The following is a 13,979-nucleotide window of genomic DNA, read 5'->3' on the forward strand; positions in this document are numbered from 1 at the left end:
GAAGGAGGGTGTTGGCGAATCGCGCATTATCCGCCAACATCGCGCCAACACCGGCATGGTCCGCAGCGGGGACCGCAAATCAGGCGTTGGTCTTGCGTCCCACGCTGCGGATCAGCTGCGTGACCCGCGTCATGTACTGGTCGAACGCCTGGTTCGCCTGGGCCTGGCTGTCGATGGGTTTGGCGACGGTGCGTCCTTCCGCCTCCAGCTTGCCCAGGATATCCGGCTTGGACAGCGCTTCGCCGATCGCCTTGCGCAGCACCGTGACCCGCTCCGCCGGCGTGCCGGCCTTGACGAAGTAGCCGCCGCCGATGGTGTATTCGAAGTCCGGAATCTGCCTGCTTTGCGAGATCAGCGGGATATGCTTCAGCGCCGGCGGCAGTGCCCTGGAAAAACTGGTCAGGATGCGCAGCCGGCCTTGCTGCTGCATGGCGTCGAAGCTCGACTGGTAGGGCAGGATGGCGAAGTCGACTTCGCCGCCGGCCAGGCCCTGCAGTGCCGGCGCGCCGCCCTTGTACGGCACGTGCAGCAGCGGTGCGCCGAGCCTGGCGGCCAGCGCGTCCCCCATCAGGTGATAGATCGAGTCGATGCCAACGGTCGCATAGGTCAGCGGCTTGGCCTTGCTCTGCTTCGCCAGGTCGAGGAACTTGTCCAGGCTGTCTGCGCCCAGGCCGTTCCTGGCCATCAGCACGATATTGGCATCGCTGATCGGCGCGGCCAGCATGAAGTCCTGCGGCTTGTAGCGAGCGGCCGGGTTCAGCAGCGGGGCCAGGAACACTTCGTTGATCGAGCCGTGGAAGAAGGTGTAGCCATCCGCCGGTGCGGCCAGCACCTTGTTGGCGCCGATCAGGCCGGTGCCGCCGCCGTAGTTCTCGACCACGACCTGCTGCCTGACGCTCTTGCTGATCGATTCGCCGAAGATGCGGGCAGAGGTATCGCTGGCCCCGCCGGCCGGATACGGCACCACCAGCGCCAGCGGCCGGGCGGGGAAGGTTTCAGCGGCAAGCGCGGGTCGTGCACCCAGCGCACCCAATGCCGAGGTGCCGGCGGCGCAGCCGGCCAGTTGCAGGAAGCGGCGGCGGTTCAGTGAATACATGAAGACTCCCGAAAAAAGCGATGCTCAAACCAGGTAGCTCTGCGCCAGGTGCGCCCAGAATGCGGCGCCCACGGGCAAGGCCTTGTCATTGAAGTCGTACCGGGGGTTGTGGACCATGCAGCCGCCGTCCTCGCCCAGGCCGTTGCCGAGCCGGATATAGGCGCCGGGCCGCTGCTCCAGCATGTAGGCGAAGTCTTCGCTGCCCATGACCGGCGGGCGCTCGACCACGTTGCCGGTGCCTACCAGCCGGATGGCGGCCTGGCGTGCGGACTCGGTCTGCACGGCGTGATTGACCAGCACCGGGTACTTGCGCTCGTAGACCACCTCGGACTGCAGCTGGTAGCTCTGCGCCTGCGCCGTGACGAATTCGCGGATGCGCGTTTCCACCAGCGTGCGCACCTTCGGATCGAGCGTGCGCACGCCGATCTTGATGGTGGCGCTTTCCGGCACGACGTTGTAGGTGCTGCCGGCCTGGATCGAGCCCACCGTGATCACCGCCGACTTCAGCGCATCGATCTCGCGGCTGACAATCGACTGCAGGCCCAGCACGATGCTGGCCGCGCATTGCATCGGGTCGATGCCGTGGTGCGGCATGGCGCCATGCGCGCCGCGGCCGCGCAGCGTGACCGTGGCGCGGTCGAACGATGCCATCGCCGGGCCGGCGATCACGCCGATCTGGCCGACCGGCATCCCCGGCGAGTTATGCAGCGCGTAGACCTCGTCGCACGGAAAGCGCTCGAACAGGCCGTCCTCCAGCATGCGCAGCGCGCCGCCTTCGTTCTCCTCGGCCGGCTGGAAGATCAGGTTGAGCGTGCCGTTGAAAGCGACCGACTCGGCCAGGTATTTCGCCGCGCACAGCAGGATCGCCGTGTGCCCGTCGTGGCCGCAGGCGTGCATCTTGCCGGCGATGGTGCTGGCGTAGGCCAGGCCGGTCTGCTCCTGGATCGGCAGCGCATCCATGTCGGCGCGGATGCCGAGCGCCCTGGTGCCCTGGCCCTTGCGCAGGGTGCCGACCACGCCGGTCGTGCCCAGGCCGCGATGCACCGCGTACCCCCACGCCGCCAGCTGTTCTGCGACCAGGTCGCTGGTGCGGCGCTCCTCGAAGGCGAGCTCGGGATGGGCGTGGATCTGGTGGCGGACCCGGACAAACTCGGGCGCGATGGCCTGGACGGCCTGCCGCAGGCTGGTGGTGGGGGACTCGGTCATGGTTGTCGGCGTACGTGGACTTCCGTCCTATTCTCTACGGCCTGGGTCGCGGCATCCATGACAATGTTTGAGCGGAAACGTTGTATAAATAGCAACAATCCAAAAAACGCGGCCCGGCATGAGCGGGCCGCGCCAGGAAAAAGGGGAGCAAGCGACATGGATGACGTGCTGGACCGCAAGCGGGCAATGTGCCTGCTGCAGATCATTGAAACCGGTACGGTGCGCGGCGCGGCCGAGGTCCTCGAGCTGGACCCCTCGGTGGTCAGCCGCGCCGTGGCCAAGCTGGAGCAGGACACCGGGCTGACGCTGCTGGAGCGGCGCGGGCGCGGCGTGGTCGCCACCGACGCCGGGCGCCTGCTGGCGCTGTTCGCGCGGCGCCAGCAGGATCTGAACGACACGTTCCTGGCCGAGGTCAACAACCTGAAGAACGCCCGGCGCGGCCATGTCGAGCTGGTCTTCGGCGAGGGCTTCGTCGACCTCGTGCTCGAGCCGGTGCTGCAGGGGTTCCTGAGCAAGCACCCGGACGTCACCTGCAGCATCCAGGTGGCGGGCACCGACGAAACCGTCCGCCATATCCTGGAGGACCTGGCGCATATCGGCTTCGCCTTCCAGCCGCCCGACGATGTGCGCCTGCGCTCGCACTATTCGCGGCTGTCGCCGATCCGCGTGCATGTGCGCAAGGACCATCCGCTCGCGCGGCGCCGGCGCGCGCTGACGCTGGCGGACCTGGCCGCGCACCAGGGCGCAGCGCTGGCGGAATCGTTCGGCGTGCGCAAGCACGTGCAGGCGGCGGAGCTGGATGAGCACATCACGCTGAAGCCGATGCTGGTGACCAACTCGTTCAAGGTGCTGTGGGAGTTTGCCGCGATGGGCCTGGGCTATATCCTGACGCCGCGCTCGGTGCCGCTGAAGGGCGCGCAGTTCCGGCAACTGGTGTCGCTGCCGCTGGCCAACCCGATCCTGAACAACAGCCGCATCCATATCATCACGCGGGCGGGCAGGCACCTGTCGCCGGTGGCCAGCAGCATGCTGCGGCACGTGATGAAGGCGTTCCCCCAGATCTGACGGGGCGCGGCGGGCATCGTTGCATCGGATGCAACGGATAGCCTGCTCTCTTGTCATGCCTGGAAGCGGGGAAGGCGCCGCCGCGGCCTCGCGCAGCTGCTGCAGTCCTGGCAGTGGATCGCGGGCAACAATGCGCCCGCACTCGATTCACCCCTTCAGGATTGCGCGCCGCTGCCGTTGTACCGGCAACGCCAACCAGTACGCCCTGAACCCTGCCGACATGACCCGCCAAGCCCACACCCACAGCCCGCTGCAGGCCGAATTCCTGCGCCACGAAGCCACGCTCGCCCCGTCCAGCCGCGTGTTCGGCGACGACGACAGCGCGGTCTACCGCACCCTGCTGGAATCGACCAAGGCCATTCCCTGGAGGATCGACTGGGCCACCATGGCCTTCACCTACATCGGCCCCCAGATCGAGGCGCTGCTGGGCTGGGAGCCGTCGAGCTGGAAGACCGTCAACGACTGGGCCGAGCGCATGCACGCGGACGACCGCGCCGCGGTGGTGGCGTTCTGCGTGGCGCAATCGCAGGCCGGCACCGACCATGAGGCCGACTACCGCGCACTGACCCGCGACGGCGGTTATGTCTGGCTGCGCGACGTGGTGCACGTGGTGCGCAACGAGCAGGGCGAGGTCGATGCGCTGATCGGCTTCATGTTCGACATCAGCGAACGCAAGCGTACCGAGGAAGAACTGGCGCGGCTGCAAAAGGAACTGGAGGACCTGTCGTTCCGCGACAGCCTGACCGGCGTGGGCAACCGCCGGCTGTTCGACGGCGCGATGGAACGCGAATGGGAAGCCGGCAAGGCATCGGGCAGGCCGCTGTCGCTGGTGCTGGTCGACATCGACTTCTTCAAGTCCTACAACGACTACTATGGCCACCTGCAGGGCGATGCCTGCCTGAAGCAGGTCGCCGGCCTGCTGGCGCAGGCGGCTGGGCCGGACGTATTCCTGGCGCGCTTCGGTGGCGAGGAATTCGTCATGGTGCTGCCCGATACCGACGCCGAAGCCGCCATGCGCGTTGCCGAACGTTGCCGCGCGCTGATCGCCGCCCAGGCTATCCCGCACGTGCGCTCTCCCTACAGCCAGTGCGTGACGGCGAGCTTCGGCATCGGCACCATGGTGCCGTCCGAACGCGAGGAAGCGTCGGCCTTCATCAACCTGACCGACGCGCAGCTGTACCAGGCCAAGGACAACGGGCGCAACCGCATCGCGGCGGTGGACAGGGCAGGGCGGCGCGGCGAGGCGTTCCGGCTGCATTCGCGCTGAAGACGCAGCGCTGATGACGCAGGCCTGGTGGCGCATGAGCCTGCAGGCAGCCGTTACGCGCAGGGAATTTTTTTGTAATAACCACCTGGCGCAATTGCACTGGCCCATGGCGCGCCGGCGGCGGCGCCGCCACACCGGCGCAGCATGCTGCCCGCGCCCCGTGGATAAGTGCGTACGGATCTACGGCACGCTTGTTGCTGGAACAATGGCAGGTGAGCCATCCGGCCCGTCACCTCGTCCACGTCCCTACGGACATCACCAAGGAGCCGCCATGAATATCGTCTGGCTAGTTGGCGCGGTTGTCATCATCCTCGCGGTGCTCAGCTTCTTCGGCCTGGGCTGATCGACCGCTGCAAGCGCCCGGTGCTGACGCGGTTCGTCACCGCGTCCGCAGCGCCGATATTTTTCCTTCCTTTGTCATGACGGGGCGTGTACCGGGCGCGCCCTTACAAATCCGGCGTCCCCAGCGCCCGGCTGATGCGCAGTGCCGCCAGCGTGCTGATCACCCCGGACAGCAGGTAGAGACTGACCGCCACCAGCCCGAACAGCGACGACAGCCCCAGCGCCACCAGTGGCGCGAACGCGGCGCCAAACAGCCAGCCGAAATCCGTGGTCAGCGCCGCTCCGGTGTAGCGGAAGCGGGGTTCGAAGTTGGACGTCACCACGCCCGCCGCCTGTCCGTACGACAGCCCCAGCAGGCCGAATCCGACCAGGATGAAAATATTCTGGCCGGTGGCGCCGCCACCCAGCAGCCACGGCGTGACCAGGCTGAAAACACCGATCAGCACCGCCATCGTCGCCAGCGTGGTGCGGCGGCCGATGCGGTCCGCCAGCCAGCCCGAGATCAGCGTGCCGATGAACGCGATAAAGCCGCCCGCGATCTGCACGGCCAGCACCTCGGAAATGCTCTGCTCCTGGTGCAGCACCACCCACGACAGCGGGAACACGGTGACCAGGTGAAACAACGCATAGCTGGCCAGGGCCGCGAACGCGCCCAGGAAGATGTTGAAGCCCTGCGCATTGACCATCTGCAGCGTGCTGATCGGCTCCAGTTCGTCTTCTTCGAGCAGTTGCGTGTATTCGTGCGTGACCACCAGCCGCAGCCGCGCGAACAGCGCCACCACGTTGATGGCAAAGGCCACGTAGAACGGATAGCGCCAGCCCCATTCGATGAACTCTTGCGGGGTCAGGCTGGTATGCAGGAACAGGAACAGCGCGCCGGCGATGATAAAGCCGGAGGGCGCGCCAAGCTGGCCCACCATGGCATACCAGCCACGCTTGTCTTCCGGCGCGTTCAGCGCCAGCAGCGAAGGCAGGCCGTCCCATGAGCCGCCGAAGGCAATGCCCTGCAGGAAGCGAAACAGTGCCAGCAGGTAGATCGACGCGGCCCCGATCGACGCGTACGACGGCAAGAACGCAATCCCCACCGTGGCGGTGCCAAGCAGGAACAGCGACGCCGTCAGCTTGATGCCGCGGCCCCAGCGCCGCTGGATGCGCATGAACAGCGCCGTGCCGAACGGCCGCCCGATGAAGGCGAAGGAAAAGATAGTGAAGCTGTACAGCAGCCCGGCCAGCTCGCTCGCGAACGGAAAGTAGACCGCTGGGAAGACAAGCACGGAAGCAATGCCGTACACGAAGAAATCGAAGTACTCCGACGCTCGCCCGATCACCACGCCCGTGGCGATTTCGGCAGGGGCCACCTCATGGTGGCCGGGGGCCGGAGGTGCAGTCGGCGACGCTCGATGCTGGTGGGACAGGCTGGCCATCGTCAGTCTCCTCTCGACAGGAGTGCTTCGATACTGCACTTTAATCTCGCACAGTCACAAGAATAGCGCCTAAACTGCCTTAGAAAATCGAAAGGTGGATTCATCGGTGCTTGCCGACATTCCTCAGACGCCACTTTAGTGACTATGGGCCACTTCGACGCTGCAGTCCCGCATTTCCGTGTGCCGAGAAGACTACTGCAAGGATGTGGCGCGGTAGTCGCGCTGGCGTGCCTGTCCGGCTGTCACGCCGTGCTGCTTTCGCCATCCGGCGACATGGCCGTGCGACAGCGCGACCTGATCATCATCGCCACCTGCCTGATGCTGCTGATCATCGTGCCGGTGATCATCCTCACGCTGGCGTTCGCATGGCGCTACCGCGAAAGCGCGGCCGACGCGCCCTACAACCCCGACTGGGACCATTCCACCGTGCTGGAGCTCGCCATCTGGGCCGCGCCGCTGCTGATCATCATCGCGCTGGGCGCGGTGACCTGGGTCAGCACCCACCAGCTCGACCCCTACCGCCCGCTCACGCGCATCGACGCCAACCGGCCCGTTCCCGCCGATGTCAAACCGCTGCCGGTGCAGGTGGTGGCCATGGACTGGAAGTGGCTGTTCCTGTATCCGGAGCAGGGCATCGCCACGGTCAACGAGGTGGCAGCGCCGGTGGACCGGCCCATCGCCTTCCACATCACCGCCACCTCGGTGATGAACGCGTTCTTCGTGCCGTCGCTGGCCGGCATGGTCTATGCCATGCCCGGCATGGAAACCAAGCTGCACGCGGTGATCAACAAGCCCGGCGAGTACGAGGGCTTGTCGGCCAACTACAGCGGCGAGGGTTTCACCAACATGCGCTTCAAGTTCCACGGGCTGTCGAACGAAGACTTCGACCGCTGGGTCCAGCAGGTCAAGTCCTCGGGCCAGGGCTTGTCGACGGATGCTTACCTGCAGCTCGCGCAGCCCAGCGAGCGCGTGCCGGTGCAGCGCTACGCCAACGTGGCACCCGGCCTCTATGACCTGATCCTGAACCGCTGCGTGGGCGGCGGCCGGTGCATGGCCGACACCATGGCACTCGACCGCAGCCGCGGCAAGTTCGACCCGTCGCGCGAGATCTGCACCGCGAGCAACACCCGGGCGGTTGCGCCTGCGTTCGCGGCCGACGTTGCACGCAACGAGGGCCGGCTGCTGCTGCAGTAAGACGCGGATCTCCCGGATTCTCATTTTTCCAGCGGTACTGGCCAGCTACCATCGGCCACGTTTGGTTACTTCAGGCCCCAGGTGACAAACATGCCCGAGCGCTCGGAACTCGCCAATTTGATCTTCGGACGGCTGACGTGGGAAGCCATCCCGCTGCATGAGCCCATCCTGATCGGCACCTTCGCCGTGGTGGTGCTGGGCGGGCTGGTGCTGGTCGGTGCGGTCACCAAGTACGGCCTGTGGGGCTACCTCTGGCGCGAGTGGTTCACCAGCATCGACCACAAGAAGATCGGGATCATGTACGTGATCCTGGGCATCATCATGCTGCTGCGCGGGTTTGCCGATGCGGTCATGATGCGCATCCAGCAGGCCATTGCCTTCGGCGACAACGCGGGCTACCTGCCGCCGCACCACTACGACCAGATCTTCACCGCGCACGGCGTGATCATGATCTTCTTCGTGGCCATGCCGCTGGTCACGGGGCTGATGAACTTCGTCATGCCGCTGCAGATCGGCGCGCGCGACGTGGCTTTTCCGTTCCTCAACAACTTCAGCTTCTGGATGACCACGGGCGGCGCCATCCTGGTGATGATGTCGCTGTTCGTCGGCGAGTTCGCACGCACCGGCTGGCTGGCGTATCCGCCGCTGTCCGGGATCATCCACAGTCCGGATGTCGGCGTCGACTACTACATATGGTCGTTGCAGGTGGCCGGGGTCGGGACATTGCTATCCGGCATCAACCTGCTGGTGACCATCGTCAAGATGCGCGCGCCGGGCATGACGCTGATGCGCATGCCGATCTTCACCTGGACCGCGCTGTGCACCAACGTGCTGATCATCGCCGCCTTCCCGGTGCTGACCGCCGCGCTGGCGCTGCTGTCGCTCGACCGCTACGTGGGCACCAATTTCTTCACCGCCGACCAGGGCGGCAGTGCGATGCTGTACGTCAACCTGATCTGGATCTGGGGCCACCCCGAGGTCTACATCCTGGTGCTGCCGGTGTTCGGCATCTTCTCTGAAGTGGTCGCCACCTTCTGCCGCAAGCGCCTGTTCGGCTATGCGTCGATGGTCTACGCCACGGTGGTGATCACGGTGCTGTCCTACCTGGTATGGCTGCACCACTTCTTCACCATGGGCTCGGGCGCCAGCGTCAACTCCTTCTTCGGGATCACGACGATGATCATCTCGATCCCGACCGGCGCCAAGATCTTCAACTGGCTGTTCACGATGTACCACGGCAAGATCCGCTTCGAGGCGCCGATGCTGTGGACCATCGGCTTCATGGTTACCTTCGTCATCGGCGGCATGACCGGGGTGCTGCTGGCGGTGCCGCCGGCGGACTTCTCGCTGCACAACAGCCTGTTCCTGATCGCTCACTTCCACAACGTGATCATCGGCGGCGTGGTGTTCGGGCTGATGGCCGGCATCCACTACTGGTTCCCCAAGGCGTTCGGCTATCGCCTGGTCTCGTCGTGGGGCAAGGCCTCGTTCTGGTTCTGGCTGACCGGCTTCTACTTTGCGTTCATGCCGCTGTACTGGCTGGGGCTGCATGGCGTGACGCGCCGGATGAACCGTTTCGACGATCCGTCGCTGCAGATCTGGTTCCAGATCGCCGCCTTCGGCGCCGCGCTGGTCGCCATCGGCATCGCCTGCTTCATCATCCAGCTGGTGGTCAGCTTCCTGCGCCGCGAGGAGCTGCGCGACCTGACCGGCGACCCGTGGAACGGCCGCACGCTGGAGTGGTCCACTTCGTCGCCGCCGCCGCAATACAACTTCGCCTTCACGCCGGTCGTGCACGACACCGACGCCTGGTGGCACATGAAGCAGAACGGCTACGCGCGTCCGCTGCAGGGCTTCAATCCCATCCACATGCCGAAGAACACCGCGGCCGGCATCGTGCTGGCGGGGCTGTCCACGCTGTGCGGCTTCGCACTGATCTGGCACATCTGGTGGCTGGTGGTGGCGTCGTTCGCGGCGACCATCGTTGGCGCGATCATCCATACCTTCAACTACAAGCGCGACTATTACATTCCGGCCGACCAAGTGGTCCGGACCGAATCGGCGCGCACACAACTGATGGCCGGCCATGGTTGAGACGACCTATCCCCAGTACGTGAGCGAGACCTCCGCGGCGGCTACAGTGCCGCCGGGAAGCTTCACCTTCTACCTGACCGAAGAGCACCACCCGCAGAACGGCACGCTGCTCGGGTTCTGGCTCTACCTGATGAGCGACTGCCTGATCTTTGCGTGCCTGTTCGCCGCGTATGGCGTGCTGGGCCGCGAATACGCAGGCGGGCCGAGCGGTGCGGAGCTGTTCGAGCTGCCGCTGGTGGCACTGAACACCACCTTCCTGCTGCTGTCCTCGATCACCTATGGGTTCGCCATGCTGCAGATGCAGCAGAACCGCATCGCCGGCACGCAGATCTGGCTGGCAATCACCGGCGTCTTCGGCGCGGCCTTCCTGGCGGTCGAACTGTATGAGTTCGCGCACCTGATCCACCAGGGTGCCGGGCCGCAGCGCAGCGCGTTCCTGACCTCGTTCTTCGCACTGGTTGGCACGCACGGGCTGCACGTGACCTTCGGCATCATCTGGCTGGTCGTGCTGATGACGCAGGTGGCGCGGCACGGATTGATCACCGCCAACAAGCGCAGGCTGATGTGCCTGTCGATGTTCTGGCACTTCCTGGACGTCGTCTGGATCGGCGTCTTTACCTTCGTCTACCTGATGGGGTCGCTGCCATGAGCGCGCATGACCAGACGCTGGACGGCCACGGGCATGGCCACGAGCATGAGCACGAAGAAGATGTGGGGCCGCACGCCACGCTGGGCGGCTACCTGACCGGCTTCATGCTGTCGGTGTTCCTGACCGCGATCCCGTTCTGGCTGGTGATGGGCGGGGTGTTCGAGAAGTCTTCCACCACCGCCATCGTCATCCTGCTGATCGGTGCGGTGCAGATCGTGGTCCACATGATCTACTTCCTGCATATGAACGCCAAATCGGAGGGCGGGTGGAACATGCTGTCGCTGATGTTCACGCTGGTGCTGGTGGTGATCACGCTGACCGGATCGCTGTGGGTGATGTTCCACCTGAACAGCAACATGATGCCGAAGATGCATCACGAGCGCACCGTTGACCCCGGCACGACAATCTCGCCGCCCAGGGCGCCGTAGCCCGGCATCCCTCCAAGCGCTGCCGCGCCGCTGGTTTCGCCCGCCTTCTGGTTGCGCCTGCCCTCAGATCGCCGGGACATGCAACTGGCCATCGGTGCCAGGCACGCGGCCATCCGGCGTCGCCGGCAGATGGGCGAGCTCAAATGCCAGGGCGAAATGCCCCTGGCCCATTTCGCGGCAAGACAGGTATCGAAGGGATCATAGATATCTGTCAGATTGATCTGGGACAAGAACCCAGATCCTGCTGCAGCTAAATTGCTATCGATCCTCGCCTCTCAGGAGCAGGCGGTCCACGCCCCCCCATGCCCCGCGCCACATACCCTGATGCCATACCCCCACCCCCGCTCGCCTTGCTTGCCGGTTCCCCGCGTGCTGGAAATGTCTTGCGTAATCCAATATGGCATACCTGAGCTCCCTCCCGGAGCGGGCCTCTGAGCAGGCCGGCTCCATGGCAGACCGCGCCGCCACTGACGACCCCAACGCCCCGCCCGCGGCCTGGCATACCCTGTCCTGGGTAGAGATCGAGCAGATGCTGCAAACCGGCTCGGCCGGCCTGGCCGAGGCGGAAGCCAGCCGGCGCCTGGCCCGATACGGCCCGAATCGCCTGGCCCCGCCGCCGCGGCGTGGCCCGCTGCGGCGCCTGCTGATGCAGTTCCACAACATCCTGCTGTATGTGATGATGGCGGCGGCGGTTGTGACGGCCGTGCTTGGCCACTGGATCGACACCGCCGTGCTGCTGATGGCCGTGGTCGTCAATGCCGTCATCGGCTTCATCCAGGAAGGCAAGGCCGAAGCCGCGCTCGATGCCATCCGTGCCATGCTTTCCCCCCATGCCACAGTGATCCGGGACGGCACTCGCCACGAAATCGACGCGGCCGATCTGGTGCCCGGCGACCGGGTGCTGCTCGCCTCGGGCGATCTTGTGCCCGCCGATATGCGCCTGGCGGCCGTCAACGAGCTTCGTGTGGACGAAGCGGCCCTGACCGGCGAGTCGCTGCCCGTGGAAAAGACCGCCCACGAGTCCGAGCCGGATGCCCCGCTGGGCGACCGCTACGGCATGGCTTATGCTGGGACGCTGGTCGTCTACGGCCAGGCCAGCGGAATCGTTGTTGCCACCGCCTCTGACACCGAACTGGGCAAGATCAACCGGATGCTGTCCAGCATCCAGGGCCAGGCCACGCCGCTGCTGCGCCAGGTGGACCGCTTCGGCCGCCTGCTGGCTTTGGCGATCCTCGGCCTGGCAGCGGTCACTTTCCTGTTCGGCACCCTGTGGCGCGGCCACAGCCCCGCGGACATGTTCATGATGGTGGTGGCGCTGGCGGCCTCAGCGATTCCCGAAGGACTGCCAGCGATCATGACGGTCACGCTCGCGCTGGGCGTGCAACGCATGGCGCGACGCAATGCCATTGTCCGGCGCCTGCCGGCGGTCGAGGCGCTGGGGTCGGTGACGGTGATCTGCTCGGACAAGACCGGCACGCTGACGCGCAACGAGATGACCGTGCAGCGCGTGGTCTGCGCCGATCATGTCTTCGAGGTCGACGGCACCGGCTATGCGCCGGTGGGAGACCTGCGTTTCAACGATCACATCATCGATGCGGGGCACTACCCCGCACTGGCACTGGCGATCCGTGCCGGCGTGCTGTGCAACGATGCCCACCTGCGCGAGAAGGATGGCCTGTGGTGCGTAGAGGGCGACCCAACTGAAGGCGCCCTGCTGGTGCTGGGCGGCAAGACCGGCTTCACGCAGGTATTGGGCGACGCGTCCTGGCCGCGGCTCGGCGTCATTCCGTTCGAGTCCCAGCACCGCTTCATGGCTACCTACCACCGCGACGCCGACGACGAGGCGTGGATCTTCGCCAAGGGGGCCCCGGAACGGATCCTCGACATGTGCACGGCGGAACTGGGCCATGCCGGCGAGCAGCCGCTGGATGTGGACTACTGGCGGCGCATGGCCACAGATACCGCCGCACAGGGACTGCGGCTGCTGGCGCTCGCCTGCAAGCGGGCCGCGCCGCGCGATGGCAGCCTGTGTTTTGCCGACATGGAGGCGGGCTACGTGCTGCTGGCGCTGGTCGGCATCATCGACCCGCCGCGTGACGAGGCGGTGCGGGCCGTGGCGGAGTGCCACCGCGCCGGCGTCCGCGTCAAGATGATCACCGGCGACCATGCCGAGACCGCGCGCACCATCGGTGCGCGGCTCGACATAGGCGTGGGCAAGCCGGCCATCACCGGCGCCGAGATGGCCATGATGGACGACGCGGCCCTGCGCCGCGTGGCCCTGGAGGTCGACGTGTTCGCGCGCGCCAGTCCCGAGCACAAGCTGAGGCTGGTGCAAGCGCTGCAGGCCAACAGCCAGGTCGTGGCAATGACCGGCGACGGCGTGAACGATGCGCCTGCCCTGAAGAGCGCCGATGTCGGCGTAGCCATGGGCATGAAGGGAACCGAGGCTGCCAAGGAGGCCGCCGACATGGTGCTGGCCGACGACAATTTCGCCACCATCACCGCTGCCGTGCGCGAAGGCCGCGCCGTCTACGACAACCTCAAGAAATTCATCCTGTTCATGCTGCCCACCAACGGCGGCGAGGCCATGGTGGTGATCGCCGCGATCCTGTTCGAGCTGGCCCTGCCGCTGGCGCCGGCGCAGGTGCTGTGGATAAACATGGTCACATCGAGTACGCTCGGGCTGGCGCTGGCCTTCGAGCCCGCGGAGCCCGGAATCATGCGCCGGCGGCCGCGGCCGCCGGGCGTGCCGCTGCTGTCCGGCTTTTTTGTCTGGCGCGTGCTGATGGTCTCGATCCTGATGATGGCCGGCGCGCTCGGCCTGTTCCTGTGGGAACTGGACCACGGCACCAGCCTGGAGACCGCGCGCACGATTGCCGTAAACGCCGTGGTGGCGGCGGAGATGTTCTACCTGCTCAACAGCCGCTTCCTGCTCGCGTCCGTGCTCAGCCCCAAGGGCCTGACCGGCAACCGCTACGTCCTGCTGGCTATTGCCGCCTGTATCCTGCTGCAGATCGCCTATACGCACGCCCCGGCGATGCAGCGGATCTTCGGCTCCACCGACCTGTCGCCGGACGAGTGGGGCAGGGTGCTGGCCGCAGGCCTGCTGGTGTTCTGTGTGGCCGAGATGGAAAAGGCCATCATTCGGCGCACCCGCCTGGCCCAGCGCCTGGGCATCGCCTGATCCGGCCCGCCAACGATGCAGGAAATCGCC

Annotated in this window: 11 protein-coding genes; 8 read left to right on the forward strand and 3 right to left on the reverse strand. The window is 66.0% G+C overall.

The genetic code is table 11. From position 1 onward, the window contains the following. Positions 1 to 79: 79 nt before the first annotated feature. Positions 80 to 1,096 (reverse strand): tripartite tricarboxylate transporter substrate binding protein, encoded by a 1,017-nt coding sequence (locus tag JTE92_RS03470; protein ID WP_063242026.1) that lies wholly within the window; start codon positions 1,094 to 1,096, stop codon positions 80 to 82. A 24-nt stretch (positions 1,097 to 1,120) separates the two neighbouring features. Beyond that, entirely contained in the window at positions 1,121 to 2,302 is a 1,182-nt protein-coding gene (locus JTE92_RS03475; RefSeq protein ID WP_063242025.1) for a M20 aminoacylase family protein, read from the reverse strand. A 156-nt stretch (positions 2,303 to 2,458) separates the two neighbouring features. On the opposite strand from JTE92_RS03475, the gene JTE92_RS03480 reads away from it, so the two are divergent. The 3 genes from JTE92_RS03480 (at position 2,459) to JTE92_RS03490 (ending at position 4,977) form a co-directional block, all read left to right on the forward strand. Next, entirely contained in the window at positions 2,459 to 3,367 is a 909-nt protein-coding gene (locus tag JTE92_RS03480) for a LysR family transcriptional regulator (protein ID WP_063242024.1), read from the forward strand. A gap of 220 nt (positions 3,368 to 3,587) precedes the next feature. Then, positions 3,588 to 4,634 (forward strand): GGDEF domain-containing protein, encoded by a 1,047-nt coding sequence (locus tag JTE92_RS03485; RefSeq protein WP_063242035.1) that lies wholly within the window; start codon positions 3,588 to 3,590, stop codon positions 4,632 to 4,634. Positions 4,635 to 4,647: 13 nt separating this feature from the next. Further along, positions 4,648 to 4,977: a hypothetical protein gene (locus JTE92_RS03490; RefSeq protein WP_147318616.1), complete on the forward strand. Its 330-nt coding sequence runs from the start codon at positions 4,648 to 4,650 to the stop codon at positions 4,975 to 4,977. A 103-nt stretch (positions 4,978 to 5,080) separates the two neighbouring features. Here the strand turns inward: JTE92_RS03490 and JTE92_RS03495 are convergent, their stop codons facing one another. Then, positions 5,081 to 6,400: an MFS transporter gene (locus tag JTE92_RS03495; protein ID WP_063242023.1), complete on the reverse strand. Its 1,320-nt coding sequence runs from the start codon at positions 6,398 to 6,400 to the stop codon at positions 5,081 to 5,083. Between the two features lie 144 nt (positions 6,401 to 6,544). Here JTE92_RS03495 and cyoA point away from each other — a divergent pair, with 144 nt between their 5' ends. From cyoA to JTE92_RS03520, 5 genes are all read left to right on the forward strand, one after another. Beyond that, positions 6,545 to 7,594 (forward strand): ubiquinol oxidase subunit II, encoded by a 1,050-nt coding sequence (cyoA, locus tag JTE92_RS03500; RefSeq protein WP_063242022.1) that lies wholly within the window; start codon positions 6,545 to 6,547, stop codon positions 7,592 to 7,594. A gap of 90 nt (positions 7,595 to 7,684) precedes the next feature. Then, entirely contained in the window at positions 7,685 to 9,688 is a 2,004-nt protein-coding gene (gene cyoB, locus JTE92_RS03505) for a cytochrome o ubiquinol oxidase subunit I (RefSeq protein WP_063242021.1), read from the forward strand. Then, positions 9,681 to 10,337: a cytochrome o ubiquinol oxidase subunit III gene (gene cyoC, locus JTE92_RS03510; RefSeq protein ID WP_063242020.1), complete on the forward strand. Its 657-nt coding sequence runs from the start codon at positions 9,681 to 9,683 to the stop codon at positions 10,335 to 10,337. The genes cyoB and cyoC overlap by 8 nt, the downstream gene beginning before the upstream one ends. Beyond that, positions 10,334 to 10,765, forward strand: a complete 432-nt coding sequence (gene cyoD, locus JTE92_RS03515) for a cytochrome o ubiquinol oxidase subunit IV (protein WP_063242019.1) — start codon at positions 10,334 to 10,336, stop codon at positions 10,763 to 10,765. The genes cyoC and cyoD overlap by 4 nt, the downstream gene beginning before the upstream one ends. Positions 10,766 to 11,213: 448 nt before the next feature. Next, positions 11,214 to 13,949 carry a cation-transporting P-type ATPase gene (locus JTE92_RS03520; protein ID WP_063242018.1) on the forward strand — a complete coding sequence of 912 codons (2,736 nt, stop codon included), beginning with the start codon at positions 11,214 to 11,216 and terminating at the stop codon, positions 13,947 to 13,949. The last annotated feature ends 30 nt before the right edge of the window (positions 13,950 to 13,979 follow it).

The sequence above is a fragment of the Cupriavidus oxalaticus genome, from assembly GCF_016894385.1.
Taxonomy (GTDB): domain Bacteria; phylum Pseudomonadota; class Gammaproteobacteria; order Burkholderiales; family Burkholderiaceae; genus Cupriavidus; species Cupriavidus oxalaticus.